Below are 15,683 nucleotides of genomic sequence, written 5' to 3' on the forward strand. Positions count from 1 at the left end.
GCTTCCGCCCCGTGAGAACCTTCACCGTATCTCTACTCACGAACCAACTCCGGTGATATCTCCACCACTAAGAAACAAACACAGTTTCAATATCTCAATTTTAGTTGGTAACTCTTTTATCGCTTCGTCGGGACCATCGGACACAGTCGGTTCCCCGCGAATCGCTCGATTCGAGGCCACTTCGGCCGCTTCACCAGTGGCGACACTATCTCCGAAGACGAGTGATTGTGTCGGTGACCCGACGGTCGAAACACCATGAGCTCTACAGCAACGACCGAACTAGACGAGACGATACGCGCCATCCTCGACCGGGCGACGACGAGGACTGAGGCGGCTATCCCCGATGAGGTCCTCGACACGCTCTGCGCCGAATCACAGCGGAACCTGTACGGCGGTGCGACCCGGGAAGAAGTGTACGACGTTCTTACAGACGTCTTGACCGCCCGAATCGACCGCGACCCGAGTTACGACGACCTCGCGGCCAATGTCTTCTTACAGGGCTACTTCGAGGAAGTCGTCGGCTCGCGCCCGGACGACGAGAACCGCGACGAAGTCTATCGCGAGACGTTCGTCGAGAACATCCGCTTCGGCGTCGAGACCGACCTGCTCGACGAGCGGATGCTCATCTACGACCTCGACGACCTCGCCGCGGAACTCGCGCTCGACCGCGACGACCTGTTCGACTACACCGCGGTCGATACGCTCTATCAGCGCTACTTCCTCCGGACCGCCGACGAAGAACGACTCGAACTCCCGCAGGCCTTCTTGATGCGGGTTGCGATGGGTATCGCCCTCCGCGAAGACGTGGCCGACCGACAGGAACGCGCCAAGGAGTTCTACCACCTGCTTTCGACGCTTCGGTTCCTCTTTTCGACGCCGACGCTCTTCCACGCGGGAACGACGCACCCGCAACTCTCGTCGTGTTACCTCACGACCGTCGAAGACGACCTCGACGATATCTTCGACTCCTACAAGGCCCACGCGAAGCTCTCGAAGTGGTCCGGCGGTCTCGGCAACGACTGGACGAACATCCGCGCCGCTGGCTCGCTCATCTCTTCGACCGGCGTCGAATCGACCGGAACCGTGCCGTTCCTCAAGATTTCCAACGACGTGACGTCGGCTATCAACCGCTCGGGCAAGCGTCGCGGGGCGGCGGCCGCCTACCTCGCCTGCTGGCACATAGACTTCCCGGACTTCCTCGACCTCAAGCGCAACACCGGCGACGAGCGCCGCCGGACGCACGACATGAACACGGCGGCGTGGGTGCCGGACCTGTTCATGAAGCGCGTCGAAGCCGACGAATCGTGGACGCTCTTTTCGCCCGACGAGGTTCCGGACCTCCACGAGACCTACGGCTCCGAGTTCGAAGCGCGATACGAGGAGTACGAACAACTGGCCGAGGAGGGAGAAATCGACCAGTTCGAGCGCGTCGAAGCCGCCGACCTCTGGCGGACGATGCTCACGCGCCTGTTCGAGACGGGCCACCCGTGGATTACGTTCAAAGACCCCTGTAACGTCCGCTCACCGCAGGACCACGTCGGCACGGTCCACTCGTCGAATCTCTGTACCGAAATCACGCTCAACACCTCCTCTGAGGAGACGGCCGTCTGCAACCTCGGCTCTATCAACCTCTCGCAGCACGTCGCCGCCGACGGTGACGGCTTCGACCGCGAGAAACTCGCCGAGACCGCGGAGACGGCGATGCGCATGCTCGACAACGTGGTCGACCTCAACTTCTACCCGACCGACCGCGCCGAGCGCTCGAACATGCGCCACCGCCCCGTCGGTCTCGGCATGATGGGTTTCCACGACGCGCTCGTCGAGCTGGGCGTGCCCATGGCGTCGGCCGACGCCGTCGATGTCGCGTCCGACGCGGCCGAACTGCTCGCGTACCACGCGATTCTCGGCTCCTCGAAGCTCGCCGCCGAACGCGGCACCTACGAGACCTACGCGGGGTCGAAGTGGGACCGCGGTCTCCTCCCGCAGGACACCGTCGATATGCTCGAAGCCGAGCGCGGCCGCGAGATTCCTCTCGACCGGACCGAGACGCTCGATTGGGAGCGCGTCCGCGAACACGTGGCCGAACACGGGATGCGCAACTCCAATACGATGGCCGTCGCGCCGACTGCGACGATTTCGACCATCGCGGGCACGACTCCCTCTATCGAACCGCGCTACTCCAATCTCTACGTCAAATCGAACATGTCTGGCGACTTCACGGTCGTCAACGAACACCTCGTCTCGGACCTCGAAGCCGAGGGACTGTGGGACGCACAGATGCGCGACCTCTTGACGTACCACGACGGCTCTGTCGCCGATATCGAGGCGATTCCCGAAGAGATACGTGAACTCCACCGCGGTGCGTTCGAAATCGACCCCCGACACCTCCTGCACCTCACCGCACAGCGCGCCGTCTGGATAGACCAGAGCCAGTCGCACAACGTCTTCTTCCCGAGCACCGACGGCGAACTCCTGAACGAGGTCTACCGAACTGCATGGAAACTCGGTCTGAAGACGACCTACTACCTCCGCACGCTCGGAGCCTCACAAATCGAGAAGTCCACGCTCGACACGAGCGAGTACGACGACACGCAGTTCCGCAACTCCTCCGCCACCGACGACGAGGACGTACCCGACAAATCACCCGAAGAAGTCGCAGACGGCGGACGTTCCTGTGACCTCCCAAGCGTCGAGGACCCGACCTGTGACGCCTGTCAGTAACGATGTGACGACGACCAACGCGACGACTGAATCGCCAGCAGACCAGTCACAGACGATACGAAACCCGTCGCAGACACCCCCAAACCATCGATGCCGATAGTCAATAACGACACCCAACACGACCCGAACAAGATACTGCCCATCGACTATGACTGGGCCCGTGAGTACTACAAACAGGGCGTCGCCAACAACTGGGTTCCCGAGGAAGTTCCCATGGGCGACGACGTTCAGCAGTGGAAGACCGGCGAACTCACCGAGTCCGAGCGCCGTCTCGTCGAGTGGAACCTCGGCTTCTTCTCGACGGCCGAGTCGCTCACGGCGAACAACATCGTCCTCGCCATCTACGACCACGTGACTGCGCCGGAGTGCCGCCAGTACCTCCTGCGACAGGCCTACGAAGAGGCCATCCACACGGACACGTTCATCTACTGCTGTGACTCGCTCGGCTTCGACCCGGAGTACATGTACGGCATGTACGACCGCATTCCGACTATCGAGGCGAAAGACGAGTACGTCGTGAGCCTCACGCAGGCCATCGACAAGGACGACTTCACCATCGAGACCGACGACGACCTGCGCGCGTTCCTCCGTGACCTCGTTGGCTTCTACGTCATCATGGAGGGTATCTTCTTCTACGCCGGATTCGCCATGATGCTCGCGTTGAAGCGTCGCGGGAAGATGGTCGGCGTCGGCGAGCAGTTCGAGTACATCATGCGCGACGAGTCGCTTCACCTCAACTTCGGAATCGACCTCATCAACACGATTCGAGACGAGAACCCCGGCGTCTGGACCGACGAATTCGAGGCCGAAGTCCGCGAACTCATCGTCGAGGCCGTCGACCTCGAACGAACCTACGCCCACGAGGCGTGCCCGCCGAACGTACTCGGCATGAGCGCCGACCAGTTCGCCGAATACGTCGAATACGTCGCCGACCGTCGCCTCGGCCAACTCCGGATGGGCGCCGAGTTCGGGACCGACAACCCGTTCCCGTGGATGACAGAGCAGGTCGACCTGAACAAAGAAAAGAACTTCTTCGAGACGCAGGTCACTGAGTACCAGTCGGGTGGCCAACTCAACTGGTAACCTGCCGACCCGTTTCGACGGCCTGCGTTACGAGTCCGATTCCGCCAACGCGGCACGGTGTTCCTCGCGCTTCCGGAGCGCCGAATCCCGAAGTTCGCGTTCTTTGTCAGACTCACAGACCAGTTTCGGGACCGGCACCGGCGTTTCGCCTTCGTCCAGTGCGACGAACGTGAAAAACGACGTAATCGTCGCTCGCTTTTTCCCCTCGCTCGGTCGCTCGGCGGTCACATCGACCTTGATGTCCATGCTCGTTCGCCCAGTGTCGAAGACGTACGCTTCGACGGTCACCACGTCGCCCACGTCGATTGGGGCGAGAAAGTCAACGTGGTCCATCGACGCCGTAACGACCTGCCCCTCGGCGTACCGACGCCCGGCAATTGCGCCGCAGATGTCCATCCATTCGAGAATCCGCCCGCCGAGAGCACGGCCGAGGTTATTCGTGTCGTTCGGCATCAGAATCTCGCTCATCTCGGCGCGGGATGCCGACAACGACCGCGTTCCAACCGTCGATTGCTGCTGCATACAACCAGCTCTATCGCGGACGCTGTTAACTTATTCTACGTCCTAAACAATAGAAATAAACTTGGATTAATCGCCCGGGTTCCCCCATTCGGTGACTTCCCACTTCGCCTATTCGACGCGTTCGGACTCGGTTTCGACGCCACCGTCTTCGATTTCGATGTCGACGGCGTCCGCCGAGATGTCCGCCGTCTTGTCGAGGTCGAGTTCACCGAGTATCTCGCTGATGTCGTCTAACCCGAGGAGCTGTCGGGTTTCCTCGTCGAATTCGAGACTGTCGAGACCGGCCGAAGCTTGTACGTCGGAGCCAGTCAGCCCCTTTCCGTACCGGCCGAGAAGCGAGGTGAGTTCTTGCGGGAGGACATACGTCGTCGACGGTGACGTGCCGATGTTTGCCACCGTCTCCATGCCCTTGTCGATAATCGCTCGCTCGCCCATCGACTCGGCAGCGCGAGCACGCAGAACCGTCGAAACGGCATCACCCTGCGAGCGCAGGATTGCAGCCTGCTTTTTTCCCTGCGCTTCGATGATGTTCGCCTGTTTGGCCCCTTCCGCCGCCTCGACGGCGGAGCGACGCTCACCCTGCGCTTCGAGAATCATGGCGCGGCGGCGGCGCTCGGCGGATGTCTGCTGTTCCATTGCGTTTTCGACATCCTTCGAGGGCTTGACTTCGCGGACTTCGACGGACTCGACGCGGACGCCCCACTCGTCGGTCGGTTCGTCGAGTTCCCGGCGGATGCGTGAGTTGATGTGGTCGCGTCGCGCCAGCGTTTCGTCGAGTTCCATGTCGCCGAGGGCGGCGCGGAGTGTGGTCTGCGCGAGGAGGGAGACGGCCCGCTGGTAGTGGTCGACTTCGAGGAAGGCGCGCTCGGGGTCCATCACGCGAATATAGACGACTGCGTCGGCCGTGACGGGCGAGTTGTCTTCGGTGATTGCTTCCTGAGTCGGCACGTCGAACGTCTGTGTTCGCATGTCGAAGCGGTAGGTCTTCGAGACGAACGGCGGAATGATATTCAATCCCGGTTCGAGGATTCCTTTGTACTCGCCGAAGATGGTGAGCGTTCGCTTTTCGTACGCCTGGACGATTTCGACGGCGTCGTACACCGCCGCGATGGCGAGCGCGAGGAAGACGTAGCCCACGAGCGCCAGTGGCGTCACGGGAAAGACAATCACGGCGATACCGAATACCACCACCGCAACTGCGAGGGGACCGACCCAACGCGGAATACGGGAGGGGCCGCTATCGACGCGAGCGCCGCCACCGGACCCCGACGACCCCGGCGACGTCGTCGCGGAGAGTTTTCCGAGTTGGTAGAACACGCTATCCATACAGGAGAGTGACACCGAAGGGGAATAAAGCTACGCGGCCACCAAGTATTTGCCTTCGAACGCCCGAGCGGCGGGTATGAGAACGAATCGTGGCGGCGTTGACGTGGAGGACCTGCTGAAAATCGTGTTGGTTCTCGTGGTCGTCTGGCTGGTGCTCGAAATCATCGGCGAGGTGTTCGGCCTGTTTAGTGCGCTTATCGGGCTTGGTCTCCCGCTTTTCGGCCTCGTCGCCGCGGCGCTCATCGTCCTCTGGTTCCTCGACTGGATTTAAGCTCCTGACTGGTCCGGTCGCGGCGACGACGACACGTCTTTGTGTCTAACCCACGAGACACGGGCGTGTACAGTCTGAACGTCCCGGTTCCGGGGCGGGTCGCCCGCCTCGCGTCCGACCTGTTTCCGTATCTCGCCTCGTTCGACCGGGTTCGCGACCGGCAGACGCTCGTCTGCAAGCGCTTCGAGGAGTCCGAATTCGACCGCCTTCGCGAACGCCTCCGGCAGACGCTCGTCGGGCAACCCGCGTTCGAAGCCCGTGTCACCGGTATCGACTTCTTCGAACAGCCACCTCGCGGCTCCGCGCCGGTCGTCTACCTCGAAGTCGAGAGTTCGGGTCTCATCGAGTTGCATCGGCGACTCGTCGACGAATTCGGTCCCATCGACGGTCTCGAAGGTGACGATTACGTCCCGCACGTCACGCTCGCTCGCGGCGGAACGCTCGCGGATGCGCGGGTGGTCGCCGGGAAGGAGATAGAACCCGTTGAGTGGACCGTTTCACAGGTCGACCTCTACGACTCGTCGTTCCGCGAGAGCGTCGCCTCGATTTCACTGCCAGCCTAAACGAGGTTGCGAATCACCGGGTAGAATGCGGCTATTCGCGGGCGCGCAGTCGCATCCCTATCGGTTCTTGGGGGTGCATCGTCAACGAGCCGCGGAGCGAGAACAGTTCGTTCCGAACGTAGTCGAGTTCGTACGCTTGGGCGACGGTCCCGAGGATGAGTCGGCCTTCGAGCATCGAGAGGTGCTTGCCGATGCAGTGGCGAGGACCACCACCGAAGGGGAAGTAGGCGAAGCGCGGGCGACCCTGCGTCCGCTCGGGTGTCCACTGGCCGGGGTCGAATTCGAGCGGGTCGTCCCACCACCGTTCCGACCGGTGGACGACCCACTGTGGAAGCATGATTGCCGACCCTTTGGGGACGCGATAGCCGCCGAGGCGAACATCGACTTTCGGCTCACGGAACATGACGTACACCGGTGGGTACAGGCGCATCGCCTCGTTTAGCACGCGCTCTGTGTACTCCAACTTCTGAACGTCCTCGAACGTCGGTGTCCGCCCGCCGAGCACCTCGTCCAATTCACGGTGGAGCCTCGCTTCCGCTTCTGGATGTTGCGAGAGCAGGTACCACGCGTATGTCAGCGTCAGGGCGGTCGTGTCGTGGCCCGCGAGCAACATCGTCATCAACTCGTCGCGGAGGTTCTTTTCGGTCTGCTCGCCCGCGTCGTAGGCGCGGAGCAGAATCGAAAGCAGGTCCATCCGTTCCCCCTCGACCGAGTCGTCGGCCGCCACGGACGACGCGGGAGTCGACGCGTACTCGGTGCCGCGGCGGTCGTCGACGATATCCCAGATGAGGTCTTCGAGCACCGATAGCGCCTGCTTGTACTCTCGGTTCTCTCTCGTCGGTGCCCAGTCGGGCAGAAGGAAACGAAACGGGTCGGGTTCGAACCGCGCGCCGAGCGGTTCGAGGTTCTCCTGTACCCGTCGAATTCGCTCGTCGTCGAGGTCCGTCCCGAACATCGCGTCGACGATAATCTCGACGGTCAACCGCGCCATCTCCAGTTGCACATCGACCACGTCGCCGTCGTCCCACGACGACAGCATCGACTCCGTTCGGTCGGTCATCATCTCGGCCATCGTCGAGATGCGGCGCACGTCGAATGCCGGTTGGGCGAGGTGGCGTTGTTTCTTCCATGTCGCGCCCTCGCTCATGAGGAGTCCGTCGCCGAGCAAGTCGCCGATGGCGCGGTCCTGAAACTGGGGTTTTCGGAACTTCGACGCCTCGCTCACGAGCACCGTCTCGATATCGGCCGGGTTCGTGAGCATGTACGTATCGAGTGGCCCGAGGTCGAAGTGAATGACATCACCGTAGGCGTCCGCCACCGCCGTCAGGAAACTGAACGGGTCGCGGGCGTACTGCCTGCTCGCGCCGAAAAGCGGGATGCCCTTCGGTCCGGGAGGGGTCGAACTCATCGGGTATGTGTTGGTTCCAAGAGGTAAGAACTACACGGCGGAGGTGATTGGTGAGCGATTCGACGCGTCGGGTGCGCCGATAAAAACCTCCCGCAGGGGTGCGGCAGAGGCCCTATGCTCTAAATCGCCCTACAATAGCGTATGACGACACTTTCGACCGTGGCACCCGTCGCCTTCGGAGCGGGACTTTTCGCCTCCGCCGGAATCTTTCTCATCTTGGTGGTCACGCTCACGACGACCCGGCAGTGGTGGCCGCCGGGCGACAAGACGTGGGCGTACTACCTGCACTGGTCGCTCGTCGGCGTGTTCAATATCTCCATACTCGCCGCTGCCGTTCTCGACTGGAATCAGTGGATACTACCGAGACCGGCATCGCTCGTCGTCGGAGCGGTCATTTCGGCGCTCGGCACGGGAATCTTCGTCCGAAGCGCGAACGTGATGCAGTCGGACGAGGTTCGGGGCGTCACCGGCGACCTCTACACCGGTGGGCCGTATGCGTACAGTCGAAACCCGCAGTACGTCGGCATGATTGTCGGTGTCGTCGGATTCGCGTTGCTGACGAACTCGGTTTTCGTCGCCGTTCTCGCCACGGCACACGTCGGGTGGATTCTGTTGTTACCGCTCGCCGAAGAACCACATCTTCGCGCAGAATACAGAGACGAGTACGAGCAGTACACAGCGCACGTCCCCCGGTTTGTGGGCCGAACAACGATTCGAGAACTGACGAAGTGACCGGATTACGACCGGCTACACGGTCGCTCCCGTTTTCACGGCCGCGGCGGCTCGCCATCGTAGGCGTCGTGGTCGTTGTAGAAGTTCAGCATCGCGAACTTGAGTTTTCCCGGCGCGATGTCGACCATCTCGGCCCGCTCTTCGACGGGGAACGACCCGCGGACGCCGTATTTCCCCATCGACGAGCTCTCTCGCGTGTAGCGCTTGTCGGCGAGGATGCGCACACCGTAGTCGTTGGGCGCGCGAATCACGCGACCGAGGGCCTGTCTGGTCTTTCGAATCGTCGGAATCTCGACCGCATAGCGCCAGCCAGCATCCTTCTTGCCCCGGTAGACGCGGTCGTAGGCGTCTTGCACCGCTTCCAAGCGCTCGGAGAGATGCGGGTACGGAACGCCGACGACCACGACGGTTCGCGCGTCGTCGCCGTCGAAACTCACGCCTTCGGCGAGCGTTCCCCACAGCGACGTGAGAAGCACTGCGCTGTCTTTGCCGACGAACTCGCGTCGCATCTCTTCGGCTCGAACGCCCGGTTCGTCCAGATAGAGGTCGATATCGACAGCGGGGTTTCCGCGGAGACGCTCGTGGTAGCGCTCGGCCTCCGAATACGAGGGGAAGAACACGAGCGTGTTTCCCGGCGTGAACCGAGCGGCGTCGGCGAGCAACTGCTCGATAGTCTCCTGCGTGCCCGGGTCGTCGCGCTCCGACGAGAACAACGCGGGAAGTGAGACCGAGAAGGTCCGACGGTTGTCCTCCGGATATTCGAGTCCGTAGGCCATCGTCACCGGGTCGTCGAGGCCGAGCGTCGATTCGGTCACGTCGAACGGGCGGAGCGTCGCCGACATCAGAATGCTCGCGTGAACCTCTTCGAACAGTTCGCGGGTGACCTCTCGCGGGATGCAGGTGTAGAGTTCGGCACGACCGTAGATTTCGTCGGTTCCGCCGTCGCGGCGAACCGAGAGCATCGGGTGTCGACCGAGGTCGCCGCCCATCTCCATCCAATCGGCGATGAAGTTCGCCGCCTGCAAGGTTTGACACTCTTGACGCGTCGTCGCGTCGCCGTTTTTGTACTCGTCTTCGTACTGTTCGTCCAGTCGCTTGCCCAACTGCAAGGCGAGTTCGACTTCGATGTCGATGCCGCGGCCCTCGTACGACTGGAGGAAGTCCATCGTCAGGTCGTCGCGGCGGCCCTGACTGGCAATCGAGAGGTCGTACCAGTTTTCGCCGACCTGCTCGCGCTCGCCGAAGCCGAACGCCTCTTCGTAGCCATCGCGGAGCGATTCGAGGAACGTCCCGATGACGTTGCGGGCGCTCTCGGCACGGGAATCGTCCACGTCTTCCAACTCGTTCATGGCGCTTTCGAGGGTGTTTTCGGTGAGTGAGCGACTGGCGTGGTCGCGGGCGGCCCCCTCGATGTTGTGCGCCTCGTCGAAGACGGTGATGATGTCTTCGGGGTCGCGGTCTAACCACCGGAAGAACTGCTCGCGTATCATCGGGTCGAGCAGGTGGTGGTAGTTACAGACGACGAGGTCGATTCCCTCCATGCCCTCTTTCAGCAACTCGTAGCCGCAGAGGTTTTGGCGGCCGGCGTACTCGAAAATCTCGTCGGGAGTTCGCACGTCGTCGAACAACCACTGGAAGAACTCGTCTGTGTTCTGCGTGAGATTATTGTAGTAGTGGTCGCAGTAGTTGCCCTCCTTCAACTGCTCTAACTCGTCGTCGATGGTGTCGAGTTCGTCCGTGACGGCGCTTCTCGCGTCCGCCGCGCCGGATTCGCCCTCGCGCATCTGGTCGAGGAGCGTCTGGGCCTGTTCGGAGAGTTCGGACTTGTCGGATTCCTTTTCGACGATGCTTCGGGTGGTGTCGCGGAGCGTCTGGCACTCCTGAAAGCCCACGTCGATGTGGCACATCGAGGATTTGCCGCGGAAGACCACCGCCCGGATAGCTTCTTGTCTGGTGATGGCGCGGGCGTCCTCGACGAACTGCCGCATCTGCTGGTGGACGTTCGTCGTGATGACGACCGTCTTGTCGTGCTCGCGGGCGTACGACAGCGCGGGAACGAGCGCGGAGATGGTTTTCCCGGTCCCCGTCGCCCCTTCGAGGAGGACGTTTCGCTCCTCGTCGAGAGCGTCCGCGATACCGGACATCGCCGCCTCCTGGTTCGGATACGGCTCGTCGTACGGGAAGAAACGCCACGCTCTCTCCGTGTCGCTGTCGTCGGGTGAGCCGTTGGCGTGGGCCACGAACGATTCTCGGCCGCCATCTGATTAAAAGCCTCGGAGCAGTACCCCCACTCGATTCGGGAGCCGACATATAAGAGTGTCCCCGCGGTGCGGCGGTTCCGCCCGGCCGAGAGAGCATTATCTGCGGCGCTTCCGACCGCTGGCACATGGTGTCAGAAACAGCCACCGCACGAACCGAATCGACTGCAACCGTTTCCTGGCAAGCCGGCATCGTCGCCGGTGTACTCGCCGCGCTCGTCATGGGCGCGATGATGTTGATGCAGATGCGGCCGGTTCTCGAAGTCGCAATTCCCTCGATGTACACGCTGATGGGTGGGACCGCCGGATTCACCATCCACGTCGCCCACGGCGCGATTCTCGGCATCGCGTTCGCCGGACTTGCTGGCGTTGTCGGATTCGACTCGCTCGGAAAATCGCTCGGTAGTGGTGTCGTCTACGGTGTCGTTCTCTGGGCCGTCCTCGCTGTCCTCGTCATGCCGGTCTGGCTCGGAGCCGTCGGTTCGCCCGCGAACCCGCCGCTTCCGAACGTGAGCACGACGAGTCTGATGGGTCACGTCGTCTACGGCGCGGTTCTCGGAGCGGCGTTCCCGACGGTCGAGCGGTTCTTCTGAAAAATCAGTCCGTTCGTCCTTTCCTAGCTACGCGTCCAGCAACTCGACGATGAGTCCCTTCTGGGCGTGCAGGCGATTTTCCGCTTGCTCCCAGACGAGCGACTGCTCGCCTTCGAGCACGTCGCCCGTGATTTCCTCGCCGCGGTGGGCAGGCAGGCAGTGCATGACCTTCGCGTCGGTGCCCGAAAGCAGGCCCTCGTTCAACTGGAATCCCTCGAACGCCTGCAGTTTCTCGTGGCGCTGACCCTCTTGGCCCATCGAAATCCACACGTCGGTGTAGACGACGTCGACCCCGTCGATAGCCGCCTCGGGGTCCGTCGTGACGGTTGGCGCACTCCCGAGTTCGTCCGCCTTGTCGAGTACCTCGTCGTCTATCGCGTATCCCGGCGGCGTCGCCACCGTCAGGTCGACACCGGCCATCGCACAGCCGAGGACGAACGACTGGCCGACGTTGTTGCCGTCGCCAATCCACGCCGCCTGCACTTCCTCGAACGAGCCGACGTGTTCGCGGATGGTGAGCAGGTCGGCGAGCGTCTGACACGGGTGGGCGTCGTCGGTCAGGCCGTTGATGACGGGTGCGCTGGAGTGTTTGGCGATTTCGAGCAGGTCGTCGTGGTCGAACAGGCGGGCCATGATGGCGTCGCCGTAGCGACCCAGCACGCGGGCCGTATCGGAGAGCGGTTCGCCGTGGCCGAGTTGGATGTCTTCGGGGCCGAGAAAGAGCGCGTGACCGCCCAGTTGGGTCATCCCCGTTTCGAAGGAGACACGCGTGCGGGTGCTCGGCTTCTCGAAGAGCATCGCCAGCGTCGCTCGGGGCAGTCGCGTCTCGTCGTCGCCGGCCTTGATGGCGGCGGCGCGGGTGAGAACGCGGTCTAACTCCGATGCGCTGATATCGTCGATGTCGATGAAGTGTGTCGTTTCGAGCATTGTCTTGTGTGTCGTGTCTCCGTGTCGATACTGCGATTCAGTCGTCCCCGAGGCGCTCGCAGACATCCACCAGCACGTCGATGGCGCTGTCGAACTCGTCGAGTTTGAGGTGCTCATCGGGTGCGTGGTCGAGGTCGGAATCGCCGGGGCCGTAGGTCGCCATCGGGCAGTCCCACACACCGGCGAAGATGTTCATGTCGCTCGTTCCGGTCTTGCGAAGCAAGCGGGGTTTCGTCTCGCCGACGTTCCGGATAGCAACGCGGAAGGCCCGCGCGACTTCCGTGCGGGGGCTTTCCATCACCGGGGGAATCGGCTTGTTCCAGTGGACGCTCCCGCGGGTGAGTTCGCCTTCGGCGACTTCGCGCACGTCTTCGATGGTGTAGCGCGGCGGGACGCGGAACTGCACGTCGACCGTCGCTTCGACCGCGAGGCCGTCCTCGGTGGGACCGCCATCGAAGCTGACGGGTTTGGTCGTCACCGTGTCGAAGACGCCGTCGCGGTCTTCGTCGAAGAAGTCGGCCACGCGCGACCACCACGCGACGGCCGACTGGATGGCGTTGTCCTCGGGGCGCGAGGAGTGTCCCAACTCGCTCGTCGCGACGTAGGTCCCCGAGAGGAAGCCGCGGTAGCCGAGTGTCACGCCGTCCCAGCCGGAGGGTTCGCCGTTGATGACGGCGTCGGGTTCCTCGCGGTCTTCGATAAGGTGCCACGCGCCGCGCGAGGAGGTCTCCTCGCCGACGACGCCGACGAACGAGACCCCCGTCTCGACGGCCGCGGCGGCCATCGAGCAGAGCGGGCCGGTCGCATCGACGCTCCCGCGACCCCAGAGCGTCCCGTCTTCGACCTTCACGGGAATGTCGCCGGGAACGGTGTCGATGTGCGAGGTCAGTAAGACCGAGTCGTCGGCGGGTGCGCGGACGTTGCCGACTTCGTCTATCCAGACCTCGCGGTCGTGCGCCTCGAAGAACACCTTCAGGACTTCGGCGGCGGCCTCCTCGTCGCCCGAGACGGAGGGCGTCGACACCATATTGTAGAGCAGTTGGCGTGCCGCAGCCCAGTCGCTTCCCGCAGTCAGTTCTTCGGGTGCGTCCGTCTGGCTCTCCGTTTCGGGTGCGTCCGTCTGACTTTCCGTTGCTGACGCATCTGTCTGGTCCTCCGCTTCTGCCTCCGCGGCCGCGTCGTGGTCGATTCCGGCGTTCATGACAACACGTTCGTCATCGCATCCACCGCGCGGTCCGCGTGCTCTTCGTCGATTATCAGCGGCGGGAGGAACCGGACGACGGTCCGACCCGCGGGGAGCGCGAGCAGTTGCTCGGACAGCGCGAGGTGCTTCAGCGTGCGGTTCGCGCCGCGTTTGACCTCGACGCCGACCATCAGTCCCTCGCCGCGAACGTCGCGGACTGGCAGGTCGTGTTCCTCGACGGCCGCTTCGAGTTCGGTCGTGAAGTAGTCGCCAACCGCGGCGGCGTGGCCGGGCAGGTCCTCCTCGACAATCGTATCGAGCGTGGCGTTCGCCGCGGCGCAGACGACGGGACCGCCGGAGAACGTCGAGCCGTGAGAGGCCGCGCCGTCGGCAATCCAGTCGGCACAGAGCGTCGCGCCGAGAGGCAGGCCGTTGGCGATGCCCTTCGCGCTGGTGAGGATGTCGGGAACGACGCCGACGTTCTCGCAGGCCCACAGCGACCCCGTGCGACCGATGCCGGTCTGAATCTCGTCGAAGACGAGCGCGGCACCGGCATCTTCGGTCAGGTCGCGGGCGGCTTGCAGATACTCCGCAGCGGCGGGGTTGATGCCGCCTTCGCCCTGAATGGGTTCGAGGAAGACCGCGGCCGTCTCGTCGTCGATGGCGTCGGCCAGTTCTTCTTCGTCGCCGTAGGAGACGAACTCGACGCCCCCGGCGACCGGCTCGTAGGGCTTCTTGTACTTCTGTTTCCACGTGAGCGCGAGCGCGCCGAGGGTACGGCCGTGGAAGGCGCGCTTGGTGGCGATAATTTTCTGGCGTCCGGTGGCCGAGCGGGCGAACTTCATCGCCGCCTCGTTGGCCTCGGTGCCGGAGTTACAGAGCCAGACGTTCGAGAGGTCGCCGGGCGCGACGGTCGCGAGTTTCTCGTAGAGTTCGGTGCGAACGTCTACGGGATACGACGCCTGCACGTAGGTCAACTTCGCGGCCTGCTCTTGAATCGCGGAGACGACGGCGGGGTGCGAGTGGCCGAGCGCCGCGACAGCGTAGCTCGCGCCGAAATCGAGATATTCGGTGCCGTCGTCGGCGTAAAGGTACGCCCCCTCACCGGATTCGATAGTGATGGGTTTCTCGTTGAAGACGAAGCCGCTCATTTCGCTTCGCCCCCTGCTTTTTCCGCCACCAGCGCACCGGGCGTCACGTGCGTGCCGCCGCCGTTGAGCGCGGTCACGATGGGGTCGTTCAGGTTCGCACCGGAGACGATAACCTCGGCGGCCCCGCCGTCGAGCGCTTCCTTTGCGGCCATGACTTTCTTCGTCATGAAGCCCTCAGCAGCATCCTCCAGCGCCGCGAACTCGTCGGGCGTGTCGGCCGTCTCGATGAGCGTCGATTCGTCGTCGGGGTCCTCGTAGACGCCTTTCACGTCGGTGAGAACGACGAGTTTCGCGCCGAGTGCGCCCGCGACTGCCGCTGCGGCGCGGTCGGCGTCGGCGTTGACCGGCACGCCGTCGTCGGCCAGCATCGGCACGGTCACGATAGGCGTGTAGCCGCCGCCGAGGAGCGTTTCGAGGAGCGAGGCGTTCACCGAGGTAATCTTCCCGGAGTGGTCGCCGCGCTTGATTTTCTTCTTGCCGTCTTCGATAACGCGGACAGCCGACTTGCGCGGGCCGGTGAGGAGGCCACCGTCGACGCCGGAGAGACCGAGTGCGTCGACGCCCGCCTCGCGGAACAGCGCCGTGAGGTCGGTGTTGAGTTTGCCGGGCATCACCATCGAGAACACCTCCATGGTGCGCTCGTCGGTGAAGCGGCCGCTGACGCCGGAGGGCGATTCGACGTAGGTCGGCTCCTCGCCGAGTTCTTCGAGCGTCTCGTCGACGGCGGTCGAACCGCCGTGGACGACGACGACGTCGGTGCCGTTGGCGACGAGGTGTGCCACGTCTTTGACGGCTCCCTCGGGGTCGACGGCTTTCGCGCCGCCGATTTTGACGACGACCGGCGGCTCGGTGCCGCCATCCGTGACGAGATTTTTCTCGTTATCGACGAGCTGTTCGTGTGCCGCGAGCAGTTCCTCGCGTGTGTATCCTGTCATAGTCGAAATG

14 protein-coding genes are annotated in these 15,683 nt (G+C 63.2%); 6 read left to right on the forward strand and 8 right to left on the reverse strand.

The features are described from left to right. Positions 1 to 255 precede the first annotated feature (255 nt). Positions 256 to 2,721, forward strand: coding sequence for a ribonucleoside-diphosphate reductase subunit alpha (locus HFX_RS00150; protein ID WP_004058783.1), 2,466 nt, complete (start codon positions 256 to 258; stop codon positions 2,719 to 2,721). A gap of 90 nt (positions 2,722 to 2,811) precedes the next feature. Then, on the forward strand, positions 2,812 to 3,804 hold the full coding sequence (locus tag HFX_RS00155) for a ribonucleotide-diphosphate reductase subunit beta (protein WP_004058781.1): 993 nt from the start codon (positions 2,812 to 2,814) through the stop codon (positions 3,802 to 3,804). Positions 3,805 to 3,831: 27 nt separating this feature from the next. Here HFX_RS00155 and HFX_RS00160 read toward each other — a convergent pair whose 3' ends face one another. Further along, positions 3,832 to 4,326, reverse strand: coding sequence for an acyl-CoA thioesterase (locus tag HFX_RS00160; protein ID WP_004058774.1), 495 nt, complete (start codon positions 4,324 to 4,326; stop codon positions 3,832 to 3,834). A gap of 108 nt (positions 4,327 to 4,434) precedes the next feature. Next, positions 4,435 to 5,652 (reverse strand): SPFH domain-containing protein, encoded by a 1,218-nt coding sequence (locus tag HFX_RS00165; protein WP_004058772.1) that lies wholly within the window; start codon positions 5,650 to 5,652, stop codon positions 4,435 to 4,437. A 76-nt stretch (positions 5,653 to 5,728) separates the two neighbouring features. Here HFX_RS00165 and HFX_RS00170 point away from each other — a divergent pair, with 76 nt between their 5' ends. Beyond that, positions 5,729 to 5,923: a DUF7554 family protein gene (locus HFX_RS00170; protein ID WP_004058770.1), complete on the forward strand. Its 195-nt coding sequence runs from the start codon at positions 5,729 to 5,731 to the stop codon at positions 5,921 to 5,923. Positions 5,924 to 5,988: 65 nt separating this feature from the next. Further along, positions 5,989 to 6,486 (forward strand): 2'-5' RNA ligase family protein, encoded by a 498-nt coding sequence (locus HFX_RS00175; protein WP_004058768.1) that lies wholly within the window; start codon positions 5,989 to 5,991, stop codon positions 6,484 to 6,486. Between the two features lie 31 nt (positions 6,487 to 6,517). On the opposite strand, the gene HFX_RS00180 is transcribed toward HFX_RS00175, so the two are convergent. After that, a complete protein-coding gene (locus tag HFX_RS00180) occupies positions 6,518 to 7,894 on the reverse strand; it encodes a cytochrome P450 (protein WP_004058766.1) in 1,377 nt (458 codons plus the stop codon). A gap of 141 nt (positions 7,895 to 8,035) precedes the next feature. On the opposite strand from HFX_RS00180, the gene HFX_RS00185 reads away from it, so the two are divergent. Then, positions 8,036 to 8,626: a methyltransferase family protein gene (locus tag HFX_RS00185; protein WP_004058763.1), complete on the forward strand. Its 591-nt coding sequence runs from the start codon at positions 8,036 to 8,038 to the stop codon at positions 8,624 to 8,626. 35 nt (positions 8,627 to 8,661) lie between these two features. Here HFX_RS00185 and HFX_RS00190 read toward each other — a convergent pair whose 3' ends face one another. Continuing rightward, positions 8,662 to 10,866, reverse strand: a complete 2,205-nt coding sequence (locus tag HFX_RS00190; protein ID WP_004058761.1) for an ATP-dependent DNA helicase — start codon at positions 10,864 to 10,866, stop codon at positions 8,662 to 8,664. A 146-nt stretch (positions 10,867 to 11,012) separates the two neighbouring features. Between HFX_RS00190 and HFX_RS00195 the strand changes: the two genes are divergently transcribed. Continuing rightward, positions 11,013 to 11,477 carry a DUF6789 family protein gene (locus HFX_RS00195; RefSeq protein ID WP_004058759.1) on the forward strand — a complete coding sequence of 155 codons (465 nt, stop codon included), beginning with the start codon at positions 11,013 to 11,015 and terminating at the stop codon, positions 11,475 to 11,477. A gap of 27 nt (positions 11,478 to 11,504) precedes the next feature. On the opposite strand, the gene argF is transcribed toward HFX_RS00195, so the two are convergent. Genes argF through HFX_RS00215 form a run of 4 tightly spaced genes read right to left on the reverse strand, consistent with a single transcriptional unit; the run spans position 11,505 to position 15,673 of the window. Then, positions 11,505 to 12,404 carry an ornithine carbamoyltransferase gene (gene argF, locus HFX_RS00200; protein ID WP_014732030.1) on the reverse strand — a complete coding sequence of 300 codons (900 nt, stop codon included), beginning with the start codon at positions 12,402 to 12,404 and terminating at the stop codon, positions 11,505 to 11,507. A gap of 37 nt (positions 12,405 to 12,441) precedes the next feature. Next, positions 12,442 to 13,605 carry a [LysW]-lysine hydrolase gene (locus HFX_RS00205; RefSeq protein ID WP_004058754.1) on the reverse strand — a complete coding sequence of 388 codons (1,164 nt, stop codon included), beginning with the start codon at positions 13,603 to 13,605 and terminating at the stop codon, positions 12,442 to 12,444. Beyond that, the gene (locus tag HFX_RS00210) at positions 13,602 to 14,738 is read right to left on the reverse strand and encodes an aspartate aminotransferase family protein (protein WP_004058752.1); all 1,137 of its coding nucleotides are present in this window, start codon (positions 14,736 to 14,738) and stop codon (positions 13,602 to 13,604) included. Before HFX_RS00210 ends, HFX_RS00205 begins: the two co-directional genes overlap by 4 nt. Further along, complete coding sequence (locus HFX_RS00215) at positions 14,735 to 15,673, reverse strand: acetylglutamate/acetylaminoadipate kinase (protein ID WP_004058750.1); 939 nt, start codon at positions 15,671 to 15,673, stop codon at positions 14,735 to 14,737. The genes HFX_RS00210 and HFX_RS00215 overlap by 4 nt, the downstream gene beginning before the upstream one ends. Between the last annotated feature and the right edge of the window lie 10 nt (positions 15,674 to 15,683).

The organism is Haloferax mediterranei ATCC 33500 (assembly GCF_000306765.2).
Taxonomy (GTDB): domain Archaea; phylum Halobacteriota; class Halobacteria; order Halobacteriales; family Haloferacaceae; genus Haloferax; species Haloferax mediterranei.

What these genes read in the sequence shown, in the direction of transcription:
- argF (WP_014732030.1), bottom strand. Translation starts at nt 12,404, where the DNA reads ATGCTCGAAACGACACACTTCATCGACATCGACGATATCAGCGCATCG.
- HFX_RS00165 (WP_004058772.1), bottom strand. Translation starts at nt 5,652, where the DNA reads ATGGATAGCGTGTTCTACCAACTCGGAAAACTCTCCGCGACGACGTCG.
- HFX_RS00160 (WP_004058774.1), bottom strand. Translation starts at nt 4,326, where the DNA reads ATGCAGCAGCAATCGACGGTTGGAACGCGGTCGTTGTCGGCATCCCGC.
- HFX_RS00210 (WP_004058752.1), bottom strand. Translation starts at nt 14,738, where the DNA reads ATGAGCGGCTTCGTCTTCAACGAGAAACCCATCACTATCGAATCCGGT.
- HFX_RS00180 (WP_004058766.1), bottom strand. Translation starts at nt 7,894, where the DNA reads ATGAGTTCGACCCCTCCCGGACCGAAGGGCATCCCGCTTTTCGGCGCG.
- HFX_RS00215 (WP_004058750.1), bottom strand. Translation starts at nt 15,673, where the DNA reads ATGACAGGATACACACGCGAGGAACTGCTCGCGGCACACGAACAGCTC.
- HFX_RS00150 (WP_004058783.1), top strand. Translation starts at nt 256, where the DNA reads ATGAGCTCTACAGCAACGACCGAACTAGACGAGACGATACGCGCCATC.
- HFX_RS00205 (WP_004058754.1), bottom strand. Translation starts at nt 13,605, where the DNA reads ATGAACGCCGGAATCGACCACGACGCGGCCGCGGAGGCAGAAGCGGAG.
- HFX_RS00195 (WP_004058759.1), top strand. Translation starts at nt 11,013, where the DNA reads ATGGTGTCAGAAACAGCCACCGCACGAACCGAATCGACTGCAACCGTT.
- HFX_RS00170 (WP_004058770.1), top strand. Translation starts at nt 5,729, where the DNA reads ATGAGAACGAATCGTGGCGGCGTTGACGTGGAGGACCTGCTGAAAATC.
- HFX_RS00185 (WP_004058763.1), top strand. Translation starts at nt 8,036, where the DNA reads ATGACGACACTTTCGACCGTGGCACCCGTCGCCTTCGGAGCGGGACTT.
- HFX_RS00155 (WP_004058781.1), top strand. Translation starts at nt 2,812, where the DNA reads ATGCCGATAGTCAATAACGACACCCAACACGACCCGAACAAGATACTG.